We start from the raw sequence: 19444 nt of genomic DNA on the forward strand, positions 1-19444 counted from the left end.
TTTGTTGCCAAACTCGTGTTGTTTTAAATTTTTGTCATCCTCATTAGTGTCTGTCCATAAAGCACCATTTGCTGTGTTACACTCGCCGCCAAAATACTCATTTACGAAAAGTAAACTGCGTTTTTGGCGGCTTCGCAAGCCTTGCAACCGGCACTTTCTGAACAGACACATGATAAGTAGGAATCTTTCCCTACTTTATAGACAGGCACTCATTAAGATGGCAGGCCGCATCAAATTTACCATTAACATAGAGAGTAACGAAAAAAAGAACCAAATATTTTCCCTGATAATATGGGATTGTATAAATGAGTGCGGTCTAAAAAGCATCTTTGTTGCCAAACTCTGTGTTGTTTTAAACTCTTGTATCCTCATTAACAGTTAGTTAACTCCGGTACAAGAATTTAAAACACCTTGATTTTGGCAAAAATATGTCTTTTTATACCACACTCATAAATTCTTATAAACAGGAAAAGTGCCCTCCGGAAAATCCGGGGGACACTCCCGAGTCAAAACCTCTTCCCGTTCATTAACGGGCAAACAAAAGCTCTCTGTATTTTGGCAATGGCCAGATACCGTTATCAACAGTTAACTCCAGCTTGTCGATATGGTAACGGATATCTTCGAGGTAGGGGCGTACTTTCTGATCGTACATCTCAGCCTTTTTCTCCATATCATCTATCTTATTGGCAACTTTCCGGGCTTCCACCATATCATTGGTTTTATTTTTGATATTCTGAATATGGTTTGATATTTTCTTGATCAAATCAAGACGATCGGAAGCCAGTTCCTGATAATCCGACTCTTTTCCGAATATATCCTTCAGCCCCTGAACATTCTCAATCAGCGTGTTCATGTACCGAACGGCAGTGGGCACAATATGGTTCAATGCCAGATCGCCCAGAACCCGGGCTTCAATTTGTATTTTTTTGGTATATTTCTCCAGTTCAACTTCGGTACGGGCTTCCAGTTCAACTTCGGTAAATACACCATTTTCAGAAAAGAGCTTTTTAGCCTTATCGGACAAATAGGCTTTTAAGGCTTCGGGCACATTTGATACATTTATCAGTCCGCGTTTAGCAGCTTCTTTTACCCACTCTTCACTGTATCCATCACCATCGAAGCGAATGTTTTTGGAGTGGGTAATGTACTCCTTAATAACCTGAAAAATGGCTTCGTCCTTTTTCGCTCCTTTATCGATCAGGATATCCACTTCTGTTTTGAATACCTTGAGCTGGTTTGCCACAGCGGTATTGAGCGCAATCATTGCTGAAGCACAATTGGCCGATGAGCCGACTGCTCTGAATTCAAAACGATTTCCGGTAAAGGCGAAAGGCGATGTACGGTTACGGTCGGTATTATCGAGCAAGATTTCGGGAATTTTGCCAATATCGAGTTTGAGTGCCGTTTTTTCGTCCGGTGTCATTTTTTTATCCGGAACCCTTGTTTCCAACTCGTCAAGCATAGCGGAAATCTGGCTGCCGAGGAAAACCGAAATAATTGACGGCGGTGCCTCGTTGGCACCCAGTCGGTGCGAGTTGCCCGCCGACATAATGCTTCCGAGCAGAATATCCTGGTTATCATGAACTGCCTTGAGAACATTAACAAGGAAAGTAAGGAACTGTAAATTGGATTTCGGGTTTTTGCCGGGTGACAACAAATTCACCCCTGTATTGGTACTCAATGACCAGTTATTGTGTTTCCCTGATCCGTTAATTCCTTTAAACGGCTTCTCATGGAAAAGCACGCGGAACTTATGCTTGCGGGCAACCCGTTTCATCACATCCATAACCAGCTGATTGTGGTCGTTGGCAAGGTTGGTCTCCTCGAAAATCGGTGCTACCTCAAACTGATTAGGCGCTACCTCGTTATGTCGCGTTTTTACCGGAATACCAAGGCGGTAGGCTTCAATTTCAAACTCCTCCATAAATGCGATCACTCTTTCGGGAATAGAGCTGAAGTAATGATCGTCGAGCTGCTGATCCTTTGCAGAGGAGTGTCCCATAAGTGTTCTGCCGGTAAGCACCAGATCGGGTCTCGACTGGAACAAAGCTTCATCAACCAAAAAATATTCCTGTTCCCAGCCAAGGTTACTGATAACCCTGGTCACATTCTTATCAAAGTATTGACAAACCTCCACTGCAGCTTTATCAACAGCATGAAGTGCCTTAAGCAAAGGAAATTTATAGTCAAGTGCATGGCCTGTGTACGAAACAAAAATCGTTGGTATACACAAAGTGCTTCCCACAATAAATGCCGGAGAGGAAACATCCCATGCAGTATATCCGCGTGCCTCAAAAGTATTTCGGATTCCACCGGAGGGAAAGCTGGAAGCATCAGGCTCCTGCTGTACCAGCAATGAACCGGAAAAACTTTCAACCATAGAACCAAATTCACCGAATGTCAAAAAGGCATCATGCTTTTCGGCAGTACCGTCGGTAAGCGGATGAAACCAGTGTGTATAATGTGTGGCACCATTTTCCATAGCCCATGCCTTCATGCCAAGTGCAATCTGATCGGCCATACGACGATCGATACGTGTTCCTTTTTCCACGGCTTCAATAACGTGTTCAAAGGCTTCTTTTGAAAGGTACTTTTTCATTTTGGGACGGTCGAAAACCAATTCACCAAAATAATCTGAAGTAGGGATCCTTGTTCCCTCCACTTTTTTGGTCTCCCTGTTCAGGAGCTCTTCCAATGCAGTAAATCTTAATTTTGCCATAACGATATTTTTTCGAGTTAACTTTGGCAAATATATTAATTTTACACATTACTCCTATTTTTTTAGGGGTATTTTTTAAATTTTTGAATACTTTTTTGATAAAAACCCGATTTTTGAAGGGGTATTTTAAATTATAGAGTATTTTTAGTAGTGAAACGAGTATGACAAAGGTTGCCTTAACAGATCATTATATTTTTAGATATAAGTAATCGACAGGCAGAAGTTTGCCAGGCAGAAGTCTTTCTTTCTAACCGTTTCCCACTCTATGCTCTATGCCCCATGCCCTCTGCTCCATGCTCTCTGCCCCTTGCCCCATGCTCCCTAACCCATGCTCTCTGCCCTCTGCCCCATGCCCTCTGCCTGCCTGACACTTATAGAAACACCTCTTCGGAGACGAGAGACAAAAAAACCCCTCGACCGGAATCGAGGGGAAAATTAGGCTTGCCGTTCAGAAATATTCAATTACCCTATTCTGAAAAATACTTATAGAAATAGGGGATTGTTTCTATTCCTTTAAAAAATTGTTCCAGGGGATAATTTTCGTTAGGACTGTGTATGGCATCACTACTTAAGCCAAATCCCATCAAAACGGATTTCATCCCTAAAATCTGCTCAAAAGCAGAAATAATTGGAATAGACCCGCCACTCCGAACCGGTACGGGACGTTTTCCATAAGTTTGCAGGTATGCTTTCTCTGCCGCACGATAAGCAGGCATATCTATCGGACAAACATAAGCTTGTCCGCCATGAAGCACAGACACCTCCACTTTCACAGAATCGGGTGCAATTCCTTTGAAATATTCTTTGAATTGCTCTGCTATTTTTTTGTGATCCTGATTTGGAACCAGTCGTGCCGACAGTTTTGCATGTGCCGTAGAAGGCAGCACAGTTTTTGCTCCCTCGCCGGTGTAGCCGCCCCATATTCCGCACACATCAAAAGAAGGCCGAATCCCTGTTCTTTCATGGGTAGAATATCCCTCTTCACCTTGTAGTGCTTCCACGCCAATGGCTTTTTTATAGGCTGCCTCATCGAAAGGTGCTCTGTTCATTAGCTCACGTTCCTCATCACTTACTTCCAGCACATCGTCATAAAACCCGGGAATAGTTATATGGCCCTTATCGTCAATCAGACTGCCAATCATCTTCGAAAGTACGTTGATCGGATTTGCCACAGCTCCGCCAAACATTCCTGAGTGAAGGTCACGGTTAGGACCCGTTATATCAACCTGCCAGTAAGCCAGCCCCCTTAAACCGGTTGTTATTGATGGGACATCGGGTTGGAGCATGGTGGTGTCGGAAACCAAAATAACATCTCCCTTCAGAAGGTCTTTATGGTTTTCGCAAAACTCCGGTAAATGCGCAGAACCAATTTCCTCCTCTCCTTCTATAAGAAATTTAACATTGCAGCGCAGCTGATTGGTATTGACCAAATATTCAAAAGCTTTAAGGTGCATAAAGGCTTGCCCCTTGTCATCGTCAGCACCCCTCGCCCAAATTTTTCCATCCTCAATTACCGGCTCAAAGGGATCGGTATTCCATAGTTCCAATGGATCAACAGGCATTACATCGGTATGTCCGTAAACCAAAACAGTAGGTGCATTCTCATCAACCCGCTTCTCGGCGAAAACGACGGGATGGCCTTTGGTTTCCATCACTTCTGCTTTATCCACACCAGCCTTTAACAGAAGTTCTTTCCATTTTTCAGAGGCACGACGCATATCTTCTCTATGAGCCGACTCACTACTTATCGAAGGAATCCGAATCAGTTCGAAAAGCTCCTCCAGAAAACGCTCCTTGTTTTCTTCAATGTATTGTTTAATGTTTTGCATATCGTTAACTTTTATTTTACGGAAAATGACACAATTATCAATATAAAACCTAACCTGCTTTATCGTCCCGGGTAATCGGGGCCCGTTTCATAAGTTTTCGTCATGAGATGCTCAAACATCTAATAATACAAGCAACCGCAGACAAATTTGAAGCAGGAAATAGTGAACTATTTTTACATTAAATTTGATGAGAACGCTTGAATTCTGCCGATAGTTGAGCATCGTAATAGAAAGTTCATGAATAAAGCAGGTTAAAGTACGGAAATTTTACCGCCAAACGGTATGAGAGATGTCAACTCATGAAACGGGCCTGACAAAAATTGTCATAATTTTCCCGGTTCCTGGGAATACTGACAAAAATGAAGCGTTCTTTTATTTAAAAATAAACAATTCAACATATCTATATGTTTTAATTGACATTAAATGGATTTAAAACCGACAAGCCATGAAAAAGTTAACAATTTTATTACTCTTAGTTGTTGCAGGCACAACATTCAATGTTTCCGGCAAATCTAAAGATGCTGCCGCCTATGAAAAAGAGAGCATGTTTGATTTCGCCAAAACAGTTGAAATGATCAGGCAATCAGCAACTAAAACCGGATGGGCAATACCTGCCGAGCACGACATGCAGGCAATTCTGAGCAAAAAAGGCAAGGAAGTTCTGCCTTCTACCATTATTGTTTTGTGCAATGCCAATTTTGCATACCAGTTGCTCAAAAATGATAAAACCAGGAATGCACAAACACTCCTTCCCTGCAGAGTAGCAGTGTATGAAAAATCAAACGGAAAAACATATATAGCCTGGGGAAACTATCAAAAAGCCGGAACAGATTTTGACGAATCGGCCGAAAGTGTTTTTAATGATATTCAGGCGGGATTAAAAGAAATTGTAAAAATGGTACTATATTAGATATATAGACTTTCAGATCATTAGATTTTTAGATATAAGTAATCGACAGACAGAAGTTTGCCAGGCAGAAGGCAGAAGTGTTAAATTTTACAGATAAGAATTTTACCGTTAGTACCGAAAATTGGCCTGATAAGCAAAAATCCAACTCCTCAAAACAAATAATTGATATAAAGTGTTTTGTAATTTGAGTTAGATAAAAGACAATTCATATAGTCTTGACATACTGCATTTTAATAAATACAACCTTTTAATAAAAAGCAATTGGGTTGCAACGTATTGTAAAAGTTTAACGGACTATTGAGGAGCAGATTCATCAATTATTTTTTTCAGGCCATATTATGGAAGACATTCGTCACATCATCGTCGTCTTCAAGCCTGGCAAGCAGTTTTTCTATATCTTCAGCCTGATCGGACGAAAGTTTCCGTGTGTTTTGCGGGATTCTTTCAAAATCGGCATTTTCGATTTCAAAACCGTTTTCTTCCAGATATTTCTGGATAGGCCCAAACGCTTCAAAATCGCCATATATTATAATAAGATCCTCCTCAACGAAGACTTCCTGTCCCCCTGAATCTATAAGTTCCAGCTCGAGTTCTTCCAGATCAGTGTCTTCTTTCATTTTTACTTTGAAGACACACTTGTGCTCAAACATATAATCGACGCTGCCTGAAGTGCCGAGTGCGCCGCCAGCTTTGTTGAAATAGCTGCGGACGTTGGCCACAGTGCGCGTAGGGTTATCTGTCGCAGTCTCAACCAGAACAGCAATGCCATGTGGTGCATAGCCTTCATAAACAACAGTCTTATAATCGGACGGGTCTTTCCCGGAAGCTTTCTTTATGGCCCTTTCCACATTTTCCTTGGGCATATTGGCCGTCTTGGCATTCTGAATCAGCACCCTGAGACGTGGATTCCCTGAGGGATCAGGACCTCCGTTTCTGACAGCAATTGCAATTTCACGGCCAATTTTGGTAAAGGTTTTGGCCATATTTCCCCAACGCTTGAGTTTTCTGGCCTTACGATATTCAAATGCGCGTCCCATTAATTTTTAGATTACTGTTAGATACTATATGATTAGATGGTTAGATGGTTAGATTTTAGATAATTGGTTCTCGTCTATAAACTCGCAAAAATGCTCACAATATGTGTTTCGGTTCAGAAAGTGTCGGTTGCAAGCCTAACCCAACAAATATTACTTTACAATACTCCGTTAAACTCTTACAGATATCTGGTAATTAATTTTTTACACGATTAATGGCATAAATCACAACTCTCTCACCCAAAATCCGCCAGCAAATGGTTAAAATTGTGATGTATTCCTTTCGGATTCGATAAAGTAAATCATCTCATTTGGTCTCATGCTTCGCCCAAATGAATGATTTTCTAAATCGTTGAGCGGAAACGTTCAAGTTGGGTTTCATTATTCTGCGTCCCTCACTGATTTTGATTTCTGCTTTTCAAGATGGATAGCTACCTCTGCCATCTCCTCATAAAACCGTTCACCATATTTTCGGATTATCGGTTCTTTCAGAAAACGGAAAACGGGAAATCCCATCTTTTTCCCCAATTCGCGGGCAGGATCACATACCGGCCAGACATGATAATTCATCGCTTCATAGTTGGGATATTTATCCACACGAATGGGGTAAAGATGACATGATATTGGCTTTTTGAAGTTTATAAGCCCTTCCTCATGAGCCTTTTCTATGGCACATTTACAAATTCCGTCGCTGTCGAAATAAGTATAAACACATTCCCGACCGTGAATAATGGGAGTTACTTTGTCACCGTCGGCATCGGTCTCCCAGGTGCCGCTTCTTTCAATTATTTCAACCGCTTCGGGGGAAAGCAGATGTTTGATTTTCGGGTAAATATCTTCAAGAATTGCTGTTTCTTCATCGTCCAGTGGAGCACCCGATTCACCTTCCACACAGCAACTACCTAAACACTTTGGTAAATCGCATAAAAAATGCTTTTCAAAAATGTCGAGGCTGATAATCTTGTCATCAATTTGAACCATTTATTTTTTTGTATTCCTTTACCGCGCTAAAAACACGAGGTAAAATGTTTGGAGTGCAAATTTAAAGAAATATTGATATCAAAAAAGGACAGCCCCCGTATGGAACTGTCCTTACAATACTTTAAATTAAATTTCTTAAGCAAGAGTAATCAGACTGTGTCCTGTCATTTCTTCGGGTTGTTCTATTCCCATAAGTTTCAGAAGTGACGGTGCCACATCGGCAAGAATTCCATCTTCCACTTTCCCTTTACGGTCTTCCGACACCCAAATAAAAGGCACGGGATTAAGAGAGTGAGCAGTATTTGGAGTCCCGTCAGGATTTACCGCATTGTCGGCATTCCCGTGGTCGGCAATAATAATAGCTTCGTAACCATTCTTTTTCACAGCTTCCACCACATCTTTCAGGCAATTGTCTACTGCCTTTACCGCTTTCTTAATGGCATCGTAAACGCCGGTATGTCCAACCATATCGCCATTGGCAAAGTTGAGACAAATAAAATCGTACTTGTTTTTGTTGAGTTCACCCACTACTGCATCTTTCACTTCATAAGCACTCATCTCCGGCTGCAGATCATAAGTGGGTACCTTTGGGGAATTTATCAGAATACGGTCTTCTCCTTCAAACACCTCCTCGCGACCTCCTGAGAAGAAGAATGTCACGTGGGCATACTTCTCAGTCTCGGCAATACGTAACTGCTTCAGACCGTTTTGAGAAACGACCTCTCCCATGGTATTTTTAACATTCTCCTTATCGAATAACACGTGCATATTTTTAAATGTCACATCATAAGGTGTGAGTGTGCAATAATGCAACGGAATGGTCTTCATATCGTACTCCGGCATATCCTGCTGAGTAAGTACCTGAGTAATTTCACGAGCACGATCATTTCGGAAATTAAAAAACACAACTACATCACCCTCTTTAAGGGTTCCAACCGGATTTCCATTGTCATCTACGTGAACAATTGGTTTAATAAACTCATCGGTGACATCATCATCATATGATTCCTGGATTGCAGACTGAAGATCCTTTGCCTGCTTCCCCTTACCGTGAACCATCAGGTCATAAGCTTCTTTGATACGTTCCCACCGTTTGTCACGGTCCATGGCATAATAACGTCCGATAACCGATGCCACCTGGCCAACAGATGATTTAAGGTGCTCCATCAATTCGCCCAGATATCCTTTCCCGCTTTTGGGATCGGTATCGCGACCATCCATAAAAGCATGAACAAACACTTTCTGAAGACCAAAATCTTTGGCCACATCAACAAGTTTATATACATGCTCCTGACTGCTGTGCACACCTCCTTTGGAAACGAGCCCCATAAAGTGAACCTGCTTGTCGTTCTCTTTAGCATATTGATAGGCTTTGACAAGTTCCGGATTTTTGGAAATACTGTTGTCTTTAATGGCAAGATTAATCTTCACCAAATCCTGATAAACAATACGTCCGGCACCTATATTAAGGTGTCCCACTTCCGAATTCCCCATTTGTCCTTCGGGTAGACCAACATTTTCGCCGGAAGCCTGAAGCTGAGAATTGGGATATTTTTTCAGCAGGCTCTCAAAATAAGGAGCTCCTGCTGTGTGAATAGCATCTGTTTTGTCTTTTTTGCCGTATCCCCAACCGTCGAGGATGATCAGTATGGTTTTTTTGTCCATGGTTATTTTTGTTTAATTACTATTTTTCGTCACAGAAGGAAAACAAACAATATGTCTTTCAGTTTACAAGAACGGGCAAAAGTACCTAATTTGGCATTGAAAAAAAAGAAGTTGATGTTAAGGAAGTTAAAAAAACAAATGCAACGGAATGATAAAAAAAGACAATTCCGAAAAAGTCATTACTTTTAATCCGGAACGGAGATACATATTATGAGCATAATCACGAAAGGAACGGATTTTCAGCCCCCTTTAAGAAAAGCAATATATTACCTGATAATACCTGTGTCTATGTTCGCCGTTTCGGTGAATGCCCAAAGAAAGCCATTCAAACCACAGAACCAGAAAGGCAACCAGGCCTGTTAACGATATCTTAGTTCGATGTTTCACTTAGCAAAGTTACTGTCATTTTCTCCCGATTGTTATCATCCCGGCCAGAAAAATTTTATCAGATACTATTCACTGTTCACTTCCGAACATATTCTTGTTACATAAACGAACATTCTAAGATTAAAAACACAATCATACGCATTTGTAACATACTATTTATCAATATTTTTCATCTTTTGGCATGTCGATTGAAGCTATTCTGTCAGCAAAACAATTACAAACTAAACAGGAGGATCAAAAAATGAAAACTTCAGTTATTACTTCAATGATCGCATTCGCCATATCAATAAGTTTAAATGCAGCTAACCCAGGCACTACTGAACTTAATCCATCGTCAACAACGAATACTAATTTATTGGCATCATTAAATTATGCAGAGGAAACAGTTGTAGAAATGTCGGACTGGATGTTTAATGAAAAGATATTCGAGACGGAAAACAAAATGATTGAACTTGAAGACTGGATGTTTGATGTTGATTTCATGGTTGAGCCAACAGTTATTATCGAAGATTGGATGCTGGATCATACCCTTTTTGATGTTTACGAAGAAACATTTATGAATGTGGAAGAGTGGATGCTCGATGAAAATGCTTTTCAACAATCTGAAGAAATAATTCCCATAGAAGCATGGATGTTGGATGCAAATAAATTTAGCAGCCAGGAGAAAGACGCTGAAGAATTGGTTCAAATCGAAGATTGGATGCTTGATGTGGAATCTTTCAGATAAATTCCTAAATTTGATCAACTAATAAAGTTAAAAAAGCCGGCGATTTTGCCGGCTTTCTATTTTAATTGTGGGTGGTACCACCTGGAATCGAACCAGGGACACACGGATTTTCAGTCCGTTGCTCTACCAACTGAGCTATGGCACCATGCAGTTATTTTTTTATCCGTATAAAATTCATTTCTATAGTCGGATGGAACTCGTCCAGAAAATCGAAACTCGTTTCAATTGGTACAAAAATAACCAAAAAACCAACTCATCAATAACCCTTTTCTTTTTTGGAAACAGTCCAAACAGTTATGAATCATTTCCTCACATCAATAAGGTCGGTCCAATCAAAAAACCAACACCTGGTGGTACCACCTGGAATCGAACCAGGGACACACGGATTTTCAGTCCGTTGCTCTACCAACTGAGCTATGGCACCGTTTCAAAAGCGGTTGCAAATATACTGAAAGATTTGTTTTAACAAAACCGTTGCTGCATTTTTAATCCTTCCTTTTTTCCGATTCCAACATGATATTCCCTGATGTTTAGTTATTTTTGCGCTCAAAATTTCCAATACAGCACATGGATTTATTTTCACATACACTTCCAAATGGTATCCGAATTGTTCATCATCGTGTTCCATCTCCCGTCGGTCATTGCGGACTCATTATCAATACAGGCTCACGCGACGAGGATGAGAACGAACACGGAATGGCACACTTTATCGAGCATGTTATCTTCAAAGGTACACAAAAGCGCAAAACCTGGCACATCCTGAGCCGGCTCGATGATGTAGGTGGAGAACTCAACGCTTATACCTCAAAAGAAGAAACAGCCATCTATGCCTCTTTCCTGATTCAGGATTTTGAAAGAGCCCTGGAGCTACTTCATGACATCAGTTTTCATTCCGTGTTTCCTGAAAAGGAGATACGAAAAGAGAAAGAGGTTATTATCGATGAAATCAATTCATACAAGGACAATCCGGCCGAATTGATTATAGATGATTTTGAAGAACTTATATTTAATAATGGTCCTATGGGGCATAATATCCTGGGAACGGCAGAATCGATAAAGAATTTTACGCGGGAAGACATCTTAAAATTTATTCGCAATAATTATCACACCGACCAAATGGTATTATGTATGGTAGGAGAAATGGCTCCCGGAAAATTCCTAAAAGCCGCCAATAAATATTTTGGTAAGGAAGCGCCGAGTTTCCGTAAGTCATTGCGTCCGCCGACACCCAGTTATAAGCCATCGAGCTTACGCAAAGAGCTGGATACATTTCAAAGTCACATAACCATCGGAAATATTGCGTATGACCTTGAAAATCCCAAACGGCTGGGGCTATCTTTACTCAATAACCTCCTTGGCGGACCAGGAATGAACAGCAGGCTCAACATGGCACTCCGCGAAAAAAAAGGCATCGCCTATAACATTGAGTCTATTTATTCACCCTACTACAGAACAGGTGTTTTTTGTATCTATTTTGGTACCGACCGGCAAAATATTGACCGTAGTATACGCATTGTCCGCCGGGAACTGGCCCGCCTTCGTGACAAAAAGCTCGGACAGATGCAACTGCACAAGGCCCGTCGTCAACTGAAAGGACAAATCACTATTGCCAACGAAAACAAGGAAAACCTGATGCTCAATATAAGTAAAAGCTTCCTTCTCTATAATAAGGTAGACTCACTGGCCGATATCTATAAAAAAATTGACAACCTCACAGCAACAGACCTGTTGGAAATAGCCAACGAAATTTTTGATGACAATCAACTCTCATACCTCATCTATGAGCAATCATAACCACATTACGGGAAATCAAAAACCTGAGCTGGACAATTACATCGAAGCATTCTCCACCCCGGAGGATAAAGTGCTCCACGATCTGCGAAGACAAACACATTTAAAGATACTGCGGCCACGAATGATTTCCGGCCCGGTTCAGGGACAACTATTAACGATGCTTTGCAGAATGATCAGGCCCAAAGCGGTTTTGGAAATAGGTACTTTCACCGGTTATTCGGCCATCTGCATTGCCCGGGGAATTGATCAGGATGCTGTTCTTCACTCCATCGAACGTGATGACGAGCTCGAATCTTTCATCAGGCAATATATCCAAAAAGCGGATCTCGAAAGAAAAATTGTTCTCCATATCGGCGATGCTCTCGACATAATAAACAATCTGAATGTTGAATTCGATCTTGCGTTCATCGATGGCGACAAAAGAGAGTACCCCGCCTACTATGAGGCGGTAATGAAAAAAATGAACCCGGGAAGTTATATCCTGGCCGATAATATTCTGTGGAATGGTAAAGTTGTGGATGCCGATTTACAAAACGACAACTACACACGGGGAATAATTAACTTTAACGAAATGGTTAAAAACGATCCCCGCACCGAACAGGTTATCCTCCCATTAAGAGACGGGCTGATGTTGATCCGGGTGAAAGAGTGAACTTTTGGAAAGGGTTAACGTTTTAGCTTAATGGATAAGATTTGAAAGAAAAGTGGAAAATATGCCAAAAACAGCCATCATATACGGATCATCAGTAGGGAATACCAGATTTGTTGCAGAGAAGGTGCATGCCGCATTCCCTGAAGCCGACCTGATTCCGGCAGAAAGTGCTGACCTGGAAAAACTGAAAGACTATGAGTTTTATATTTTAGGAACTTCCACATGGGGAGTAGGTCAGCTGCAGGACGATTTCGAAACTTTTGTTGAAGGCTTCCTGACACTTGATTTGTCGGGTAAAACCATTGCATTGTTTGGTCTGGGCGACCAGCATACTTATCCTGACACATTTTGCGACGGCATGGGAAAACTTTATGAACTTTTAGCCCCAAAAGGAGCAAATTTTATTGGACAGTGGCCGGGCGACGACTACGACTTCAGTGAATCTAAAGCTTTCAGGGACGGAATGTTTATAGGACTTCCCCTTGATGAAGACAATGAGCCGGATCTGACCGACGGAAGAATTGCTGTCTGGAGTGAAGAATTGAGGAAAGAGTTTTGAGTTGTGGGTTGTGGATTTTGACCTCGGGTTCAGGGCCCCTTAAATTCTCCCAAAAGGGGACTTTGAGTTTGGAGTTTCAATATTGATCATTATCCCGGTTCTCTACTCTGAGTCTGTCAAGATCACTTTTTTCAAAAAGTGTAGGATAATCTTCCATGAACTGATCCATAACGACACGCATAACCGATTCGCGTATAAAACGTGCCTTGTTTTTTACCTTGTATCTTTTACAATACACCTCAAATGCTTCCAACTCTTTGTCATTCAACAAAATAGTTGTTTTATGCTTTCGTTTTAAAGCATCATCGCGATTATTGTTATTATTTCCCGAATCTTTGCCGTATTTGGCCATAAAATAAAGCAATTCTTTATTAGATGCGACAAAAATAAATAAAAATAAGTGAATTACACAGCAATAAAGAGTAGATTAGACATACAAAAGGATAAATCAGACAGTTTTTAATACGATTATCAATTGACCTTCACATTCTTATCATTACAATTCCCTTTCCTGGCAGGAATAAATTGATGCCTTGCAAGCGGCACTTTCTGAAAAGACATACATTCTTTTTATAAAATTTTTTGCACGTAACCAGACAGGAACTAATTTTATTTAGTGTCTGTCCATAAAGTACCACTTGCTGTGTTACGCTCGCCGCCAAAATCCTCATTTACGATTAGTAAACTCCGGTTTTGGCGGCTTCGCAAGCCTTGCAACTGGTACTTTCTGAACAGACACATATATTGTGAAAATTTTTGCAAGTTTATAGACACGCACTAATTATTATGGCAGTACAAATAAAAAACACCAGTTTTGGAAATATCACAACAACGGCCGGCACTTATGATCATGACATAGTTATCACACCAGAGGGAGAAATATTGAAACGAAAAAAGAAACTCTCAAAAGAGATTTATGGTACTTCACATATAATCTCTCTTGAAGAAGCAAAACATATCTACCGGGAAGGTGCCGAAAAACTAATTGTGGGAACCGGTCAGACCGGGTTTGTGGAACTATCGAAAGAAGCAGCAGACTTTTTCAGGGAAAAACGGTGTAAGACATACTTACGTCCCACACCTGAGGCCATCACACTCTGGAACAAAACCGATGGCAAAAACATCGGGCTGTTTCATGTAACCTGCTAATTTTTGTTTTAATCTGCGGTGATGATATCAATACCGGTTATTCCAATCCCTGTCCATCGACCAATACCACCTTCAATATTGGTCTCTATCCGGTTGCCGTTAAATGCAAACGGGTTTTCCTGATTGGCACGGTCGACAAAGAGGCTTTCGATGACCCGGCAGGAAACTGAGTCAACCGTCCCGACAATAATTTCTATCGTGTCGCGACGATCGTACTCAAACCGGTCATAAGAATTATAAAAGGATGATTCGGGCTCGCTGAGATAATGACCAAACTCAGAAGCCCGGAGTACTCTTTGCCATACAGGGGGTTTTTGAGTGGATTTTACCTCCGAAACAGGGTTAAAAGATGGATGGAAATCCCTATCGGCGAAACGACTTTTTACCCGTGTAAATAAATAATAACTCCCCTCTCGCGGCGGATCAATTGCAAATTCGACAAATCCTGTTGTATCGGAAATCTGAGTTATCCTGGTATCAACAACTGCCACAGCCGGAGGAATAGTCGTGGTAGCTGTTACTATTCGTCCTTTGACCTCTGCGCTCAATTGATAGGTTTCGCCTTCCTGCCCCATTATCGATACGCTTTTGTAAACAAATGGCGGGAAAAAGCGGTCTTCACGAAACAATGTCAGCACCTCCTCTTCACCTGTCGATGATGTCAAAGTCACCTTTGCATAATTAAGAAATGTTTCCCTGATTGATGCGGAATCATAATGCGTCAGATAAGGAGAACTCAGCGTAAGGAAAACATGTGCCTGCCGTCCCGTTTCAATGTAACCATCCACCACAATTTTTCTCTGGTAGGATGGCTGGTCAAGTTCTACTTCCTTTTGGCACGAAGACAAAACCACTACAATCATAATGGAGAAGCGTAATAACTTTATAGTTGGCAAATTACTGTTTCAAAACTTAAATTTCCAGCTTACCGATGGCATCAGGGGAAAAAGCGAAACCTGTGCCGCACGGATATCTATATCATAATTGCTGTCGCCACGAATAACCTTGTAAAAAACAAAATACGGATTGGCACGGTTATAGGCATTGATGACCGAAAAATCAAGCGTTGACTCCTTAAAAGTATTGCTTTTTAAACGTAATGAAGCGGACAAGTCGAGACGATGATAAGGAGGCAACCGAAAATTATTGTATCCGTCGTAATCGTTCATAATACTCCCCATCATCCACATCCGTCCGGAGGGCAACGTCATTGACATTCCGGTGGCATAAGTCCAGTTGGCCGAAAATGACCACTTCTCCGATAGTTTGAAAGAACTCATGAGCGACAGGTCGTGTGTGCGGTCAAACTTATCATTGAACCACGCTCCGTCAAATATATCAGGAAAAGACCTTTCTGATTTTGACAACGTGTAATTGATGTTTCCCCGGAGATCACCAATATTCTTCTTCGCAGAAAATTCTATTCCCCAGGCTCTTCCCTTACCGTGGAAGAAATGGTCTTCAAAATTCATTTCATTTCCGTCGATGTTAAAATTAAAAATCACCTGGTTTTGCATCAACCGCACAAAAATTCCGGTTGAAAAATAAAACACAGGTGTTTCTCTCTCATACCCGACCGACCACTGATGCCCCATTTGAGGTTCCAAACGCGGAGAGGCCATCATCCACAAGTCGTTGGGAAGAGGCATCGAACTCAAAGTTGCCAGATGCCGCATTTGAACCGGGCGCGTCCAGGCAATCTTAAATCCGTCACTGCCCGTAATAGCATACGACAAAGCTGCAGAGTAGCTCCAATACCATTTTTGATCGGCAATTTCTCCGTTATTGCTGTAAATAAAAACATCATCATTGTCGTATTGATATGGCCCCCACGAAGTATAATAAAACCCTCTGACACCTGCATAAAGGCTTATATCAGGGGTCCACCTGTAGGTATCTTCAAAATATAATGTTACCTCACTGTTGCGAAATACATCTTTATAACTGGTTGTATCTTCCAACACCGTCAGATGCATATCCTGAGGTGTTGTTTTATACCATGCACCCCCGACACCGTATCGTAACAGATGCTTCTCATATTCATTCGTCATACCGGCACCGAACGACAATTTTTGATGCCTGCTCTTGAAATTGAGATCGTTTTGAATGATCTCCCCTTTGAAATCAGACCATGCCGAGGTATATGCTGCTGAAACCTTTAAGGAACCATTACTTCCGGTTCTTTTAACCCATTGCAAGGCCGCCGCATTGTTCCCATAGTTTGTTCCGGCATCATAAGTCAGCTCATCATCATCAATTTTAAAATCATCCTGCCCCACGTACCAGCTTAAAGTAAAACGCGAACCGGGCTGCGGCTGAAAAACCATTTTACCATTGAAGTCATAAAACGAGTAAAAACTCCGCTTAAAATAGTTTTCTTCCTCGCTAAGAAAAAGGCCGGCAATTCCACGATACAATTCCAGATAGCTGCGCCTGAGACCTGCTGTGATGCCAAACTTTTCGTTTTTACTTCGGCTTGAGAAGGTAAGGTTGGAAGCTATGTTACCCAAAGAGCCCATCACCCCTCTAAATCCGGACAGCGGATCACCTGACGAAACAATTATAGAAGAAGATAGTCCGCTTCGCACCGAAACCGGTGAGTGCCCTTTATAAACGGATACATCCTCTGTTGTTAGTGGGTTAAACACCGAATAAGCCCCCATTAAATGAACAGGATTCATTAATTCCATCCCGTCGAGAAGTACGCGGTTCTGGCCCGGACTTCCTCCTCTCACATAAATCCCGCCTATCCCTTCTCCTACCGATTGTATCCCGGGTAATTGACGAAGGGCACTAACCACATCGGCCTCTCCTAAAACCGATGGAAGTCTTAAGATATCCCCCCTGGCAATCTGCCCGGTCGCCGGAACCGATTTATCAATCAAAACATCTCTCTGCCCTGTGATTTTCACTTCATCGGTCAAAATTTCTTTTTTTTCAACTACAATAGTCAGCGTATCGTTGCGCTCATAATTAAAAGCAACTCTTTTTGATTGATAAGCAGTATGGCTTAATACCAGCACGTCATCACCTTCACCGCAAATCTGAAAACTGCCGTAACGGTCGGTAATTGTACCCCGCTCCGACCGGCTTGCCCATAGATGAATATCCGGTACCGGTTTTTTCGTTTCCGAATCAACAACCCGGCCGCTAATGCAATAACTCTGTGCAAAAGCATGAAATGCCATTCCAGCAGCAAAAAATAAAAACAACAGGGTACGTAATGTCATCGGTCTGGTTGCTGAAAAAAGTAGTTAACTTAAGATGAGTCCGGTCCAAAAAGCCTCTTTATAGCCAAACTCATTGTTGTTTTTATGCCACACTCATAAATAAAAATTGGAGACCACGATTTAACCGGGCCTCCAATTATCTATCTTAACCTGATCCCTTCAAAAAAGAGTCCATTTCTAAATCAGGCAAAAGGTGTTATATTTATTGCGGGGTCAATCCGTAATTGGTCTCCATAGTGGTAATAAAGTCCTCGGCTTCCTGAACAAATTCGGCGAAATTATCTTCAGTGAAGAAAGATTCATCCATATATGAACCGTCGGCAAACTTCATTCTCATGCTAAAATCCCAATATGAACCATAATCATCGGTACGCTCAAGAGCATAGAACTCGCTGGCCGCGATAATTTCGTTCGTGTCGTTGTATTTCACATACATGTCAACGTTTTCGTTCATGACGTTAGCCATTTCTTCGTAAAAGTCCTGTTCAGTCTCAACATCTTCGAATTCTCCTTCGGCATTTCGGAGACCTTCCCAGTTGGCCACACCCTGCAGTTTTAAGTTACCAACAGCCACCCATACGTTGGAAGCATCAACAATTGTCTGACTTCCTGGAAACTCTTCTTCACTATTGAAGTTTTCATTAAAAGTTTCATAATTGAAGGTTCCGTCACTGTCGAAATGAGATGAAATGATATTGGCATCATCAGAAGTAAACGATTGATCAAATGAAATTTCTGAAGTACTCCTTTCTACAGAAGTAGTTATTTCGAATTTACCGATTAAGTAGCTTTCGGTAACCGACAGAGGAATGTCGTTTTCATCATACGTAGCATTAAAGATAAACTTCATCTTTTGCTGTTCATCAACTGTCAGAGTCACCTCAACCGACTTAAGTAAATCCTCCGATATGTTCTGCGCTACATCAGGATTGTCGGTAGTAAAACTTTCGAAATTAGTCACCGAAATGGTAGCATTGTTTGTATCGCTATTTTTTGTCGGGAAATGATACGTGATCTCTTCTGTCGATGATTCTTTATCTCATGAGTCTGTTTCAAAATTGTAGGTATAAATTCCCGCCTCCTGAAGAAACAGTTGTGCTAAAGATTCTTCCTCGACAGTAGTCGTCTTTAAAGTCAATGCTGCATCCAAACCGTCCTGCAACGCAGCTACCGGTTCCATTACGGCCATAGTGCCCGATTCATAAGTAGTATCAGCCAATTCCATGAAATCCACGGCAACATGAATAGCATCCATGTCACGCAGATCGTTCAACTGATCCAGCACATCCATGCCGGTTTGTTCAATATTAGCCTTGTGCTGTTCAACTGTCAGGTCACTGAACTCCTCAGTGTTCTTGTCATCATCTTTACAGCCTGTCATAAGTGCAAGGGCCAGTAACCCAAGTAAAAGGTTTTTGATTTTCATAGATCAACTATTTAAAATAAACAATGATTTAAACATGATTTTATACGCAAAAATATGACGAATGTTGTTGTAAATGCAATAAAAAAACAAAAACCACAATCCTTTTCAAAGAATTGCGGCTTGGGCTTCGTGATCCCGGGAGGACTCGAACCCCCACTATAGGAACCGGAATCCTACGTTCTATCCAGTTAAACTACGGGACCATTTTGCGCCGCAAATATAGGATTTTTTATGCATTAGTCAAACTCATCGAAATGTTAGACCAATAACTCAGACCAATTAAAAAAAGGAAAAAACAAAAACAAATCTTCCTCTGTTATTCTAATTGCATTTATGTGCCCGGTCTAAAAAGCATCTTTGTTGCCAAACTCTGTGTTGTTTT

Annotated in this window: 16 protein-coding genes and 3 tRNA genes; 6 read left to right on the plus strand and 13 right to left on the minus strand. The window is 41.3% G+C overall.

Annotation, left to right across the window (positions count from 1 at the left end; genetic code table 11):
* Positions 1-526: 526 nt before the first annotated feature.
* Together OQ5_RS0108195 and OQ5_RS0108200 are read right to left on the minus strand one after the other, a co-directional pair.
* On the minus strand, positions 527-2719 hold the full coding sequence (locus OQ5_RS0108195) for a glutamine synthetase III family protein (RefSeq protein ID WP_016777025.1): 2193 nt from the start codon (positions 2717-2719) through the stop codon (positions 527-529).
* Between the two features lie 467 nt (positions 2720-3186).
* On the minus strand, positions 3187-4548 hold the full coding sequence (locus OQ5_RS0108200; protein WP_016777026.1) for a dipeptidase: 1362 nt from the start codon (positions 4546-4548) through the stop codon (positions 3187-3189).
* Between the two features lie 445 nt (positions 4549-4993).
* Between OQ5_RS0108200 and OQ5_RS0108210 the strand changes: the two genes are divergently transcribed.
* Positions 4994-5458 (plus strand): DUF302 domain-containing protein, encoded by a 465-nt coding sequence (locus tag OQ5_RS0108210; RefSeq protein WP_016777028.1) that lies wholly within the window; start codon positions 4994-4996, stop codon positions 5456-5458.
* 326 nt (positions 5459-5784) lie between these two features.
* Here OQ5_RS0108210 and OQ5_RS0108215 read toward each other — a convergent pair whose 3' ends face one another.
* The 3 genes from OQ5_RS0108215 to gpmI form a co-directional block, all read right to left on the minus strand.
* Positions 5785-6495, minus strand: coding sequence for a YebC/PmpR family DNA-binding transcriptional regulator (locus OQ5_RS0108215; RefSeq protein ID WP_016777029.1), 711 nt, complete (start codon positions 6493-6495; stop codon positions 5785-5787).
* A 378-nt stretch (positions 6496-6873) separates the two neighbouring features.
* Complete coding sequence (locus OQ5_RS0108220; protein ID WP_016777030.1) at positions 6874-7473, minus strand: DUF3109 family protein; 600 nt, start codon at positions 7471-7473, stop codon at positions 6874-6876.
* A gap of 135 nt (positions 7474-7608) precedes the next feature.
* The gene (gene gpmI / locus OQ5_RS0108225; protein ID WP_016777031.1) at positions 7609-9138 is read right to left on the minus strand and encodes a 2,3-bisphosphoglycerate-independent phosphoglycerate mutase; all 1530 of its coding nucleotides are present in this window, start codon (positions 9136-9138) and stop codon (positions 7609-7611) included.
* 568 nt (positions 9139-9706) lie between these two features.
* Between gpmI and OQ5_RS0108235 the strand changes: the two genes are divergently transcribed.
* Positions 9707-10252, plus strand: a complete 546-nt coding sequence (locus OQ5_RS0108235; RefSeq protein ID WP_016777033.1) for a hypothetical protein — start codon at positions 9707-9709, stop codon at positions 10250-10252.
* 72 nt (positions 10253-10324) lie between these two features.
* Here OQ5_RS0108235 and OQ5_RS0108240 read toward each other — a convergent pair.
* Together OQ5_RS0108240 and OQ5_RS0108245 are read right to left on the minus strand one after the other, a co-directional pair.
* Positions 10325-10397 (minus strand) — tRNA-Phe (locus tag OQ5_RS0108240).
* A gap of 203 nt (positions 10398-10600) precedes the next feature.
* Positions 10601-10676: transfer RNA gene (locus tag OQ5_RS0108245), tRNA-Phe, on the minus strand.
* A 143-nt stretch (positions 10677-10819) separates the two neighbouring features.
* Between OQ5_RS0108245 and OQ5_RS0108250 the strand changes: the two genes are divergently transcribed.
* The 3 genes from OQ5_RS0108250 (at position 10820) to OQ5_RS0108260 (ending at position 13257) form a co-directional block, all read left to right on the plus strand.
* Positions 10820-12046, plus strand: coding sequence for a M16 family metallopeptidase (locus OQ5_RS0108250; RefSeq protein ID WP_016777034.1), 1227 nt, complete (start codon positions 10820-10822; stop codon positions 12044-12046).
* Complete coding sequence (locus OQ5_RS0108255; RefSeq protein ID WP_016777035.1) at positions 12033-12698, plus strand: O-methyltransferase; 666 nt, start codon at positions 12033-12035, stop codon at positions 12696-12698. The genes OQ5_RS0108250 and OQ5_RS0108255 overlap by 14 nt, the downstream gene beginning before the upstream one ends.
* A 61-nt stretch (positions 12699-12759) precedes the next feature.
* Complete coding sequence (locus OQ5_RS0108260; protein WP_016777036.1) at positions 12760-13257, plus strand: flavodoxin; 498 nt, start codon at positions 12760-12762, stop codon at positions 13255-13257.
* 76 nt (positions 13258-13333) lie between these two features.
* Here the strand turns inward: OQ5_RS0108260 and OQ5_RS0108265 are convergent, their stop codons facing one another.
* Positions 13334-13609 carry a hypothetical protein gene (locus OQ5_RS0108265; protein ID WP_016777037.1) on the minus strand — a complete coding sequence of 92 codons (276 nt, stop codon included), beginning with the start codon at positions 13607-13609 and terminating at the stop codon, positions 13334-13336.
* Positions 13610-14043: 434 nt separating this feature from the next.
* Here OQ5_RS0108265 and OQ5_RS0108275 point away from each other — a divergent pair, with 434 nt between their 5' ends.
* Positions 14044-14406: an Mth938-like domain-containing protein gene (locus tag OQ5_RS0108275; protein ID WP_016777039.1), complete on the plus strand. Its 363-nt coding sequence runs from the start codon at positions 14044-14046 to the stop codon at positions 14404-14406.
* Between the two features lie 8 nt (positions 14407-14414).
* Here the strand turns inward: OQ5_RS0108275 and OQ5_RS0108280 are convergent, their stop codons facing one another.
* From OQ5_RS0108280 to OQ5_RS0108300, 5 genes are all read right to left on the minus strand, one after another.
* Positions 14415-15269, minus strand: coding sequence for a DUF4249 family protein (locus tag OQ5_RS0108280; protein ID WP_016777040.1), 855 nt, complete (start codon positions 15267-15269; stop codon positions 14415-14417).
* Between the two features lie 42 nt (positions 15270-15311).
* Complete coding sequence (locus OQ5_RS0108285; RefSeq protein WP_016777041.1) at positions 15312-17636, minus strand: TonB-dependent receptor; 2325 nt, start codon at positions 17634-17636, stop codon at positions 15312-15314.
* A 202-nt stretch (positions 17637-17838) separates the two neighbouring features.
* Complete coding sequence (locus OQ5_RS0108290; RefSeq protein WP_016777042.1) at positions 17839-18597, minus strand: hypothetical protein; 759 nt, start codon at positions 18595-18597, stop codon at positions 17839-17841.
* A gap of 78 nt (positions 18598-18675) precedes the next feature.
* A complete protein-coding gene (locus tag OQ5_RS0108295; RefSeq protein WP_016777043.1) occupies positions 18676-19062 on the minus strand; it encodes a hypothetical protein in 387 nt (128 codons plus the stop codon).
* Positions 19063-19192: 130 nt separating this feature from the next.
* Positions 19193-19265: transfer RNA gene (locus OQ5_RS0108300), tRNA-Arg, on the minus strand.
* Between the last annotated feature and the right edge of the window lie 179 nt (positions 19266-19444).

Source organism: Anaerophaga thermohalophila str. Valhall (genome assembly GCF_000250735.1).
Lineage (GTDB): Bacteria > Bacteroidota > Bacteroidia > Bacteroidales > Marinilabiliaceae > Anaerophaga > Anaerophaga thermohalophila_A.

Coding starts and splice junctions, on each gene's coding strand:
- OQ5_RS0108195 (WP_016777025.1), bottom strand. CDS start 2,719: ATGGCAAAATTAAGATTTACTGCATTGGAAGAGCTCCTGAACAGGGAG.
- OQ5_RS0108200 (WP_016777026.1), bottom strand. CDS start 4,548: ATGCAAAACATTAAACAATACATTGAAGAAAACAAGGAGCGTTTTCTG.
- OQ5_RS0108210 (WP_016777028.1), top strand. CDS start 4,994: ATGAAAAAGTTAACAATTTTATTACTCTTAGTTGTTGCAGGCACAACA.
- OQ5_RS0108215 (WP_016777029.1), bottom strand. CDS start 6,495: ATGGGACGCGCATTTGAATATCGTAAGGCCAGAAAACTCAAGCGTTGG.
- OQ5_RS0108220 (WP_016777030.1), bottom strand. CDS start 7,473: ATGGTTCAAATTGATGACAAGATTATCAGCCTCGACATTTTTGAAAAG.
- gpmI (WP_016777031.1), bottom strand. CDS start 9,138: ATGGACAAAAAAACCATACTGATCATCCTCGACGGTTGGGGATACGGC.
- OQ5_RS0108235 (WP_016777033.1), top strand. CDS start 9,707: ATGTCGATTGAAGCTATTCTGTCAGCAAAACAATTACAAACTAAACAG.
- OQ5_RS0108250 (WP_016777034.1), top strand. CDS start 10,820: ATGGATTTATTTTCACATACACTTCCAAATGGTATCCGAATTGTTCAT.
- OQ5_RS0108255 (WP_016777035.1), top strand. CDS start 12,033: ATGAGCAATCATAACCACATTACGGGAAATCAAAAACCTGAGCTGGAC.
- OQ5_RS0108260 (WP_016777036.1), top strand. CDS start 12,760: ATGCCAAAAACAGCCATCATATACGGATCATCAGTAGGGAATACCAGA.
- OQ5_RS0108265 (WP_016777037.1), bottom strand. CDS start 13,609: ATGGCCAAATACGGCAAAGATTCGGGAAATAATAACAATAATCGCGAT.
- OQ5_RS0108275 (WP_016777039.1), top strand. CDS start 14,044: ATGGCAGTACAAATAAAAAACACCAGTTTTGGAAATATCACAACAACG.
- OQ5_RS0108280 (WP_016777040.1), bottom strand. CDS start 15,269: ATGATTGTAGTGGTTTTGTCTTCGTGCCAAAAGGAAGTAGAACTTGAC.
- OQ5_RS0108285 (WP_016777041.1), bottom strand. CDS start 17,636: ATGACATTACGTACCCTGTTGTTTTTATTTTTTGCTGCTGGAATGGCA.
- OQ5_RS0108295 (WP_016777043.1), bottom strand. CDS start 19,062: ATGAAAATCAAAAACCTTTTACTTGGGTTACTGGCCCTTGCACTTATG.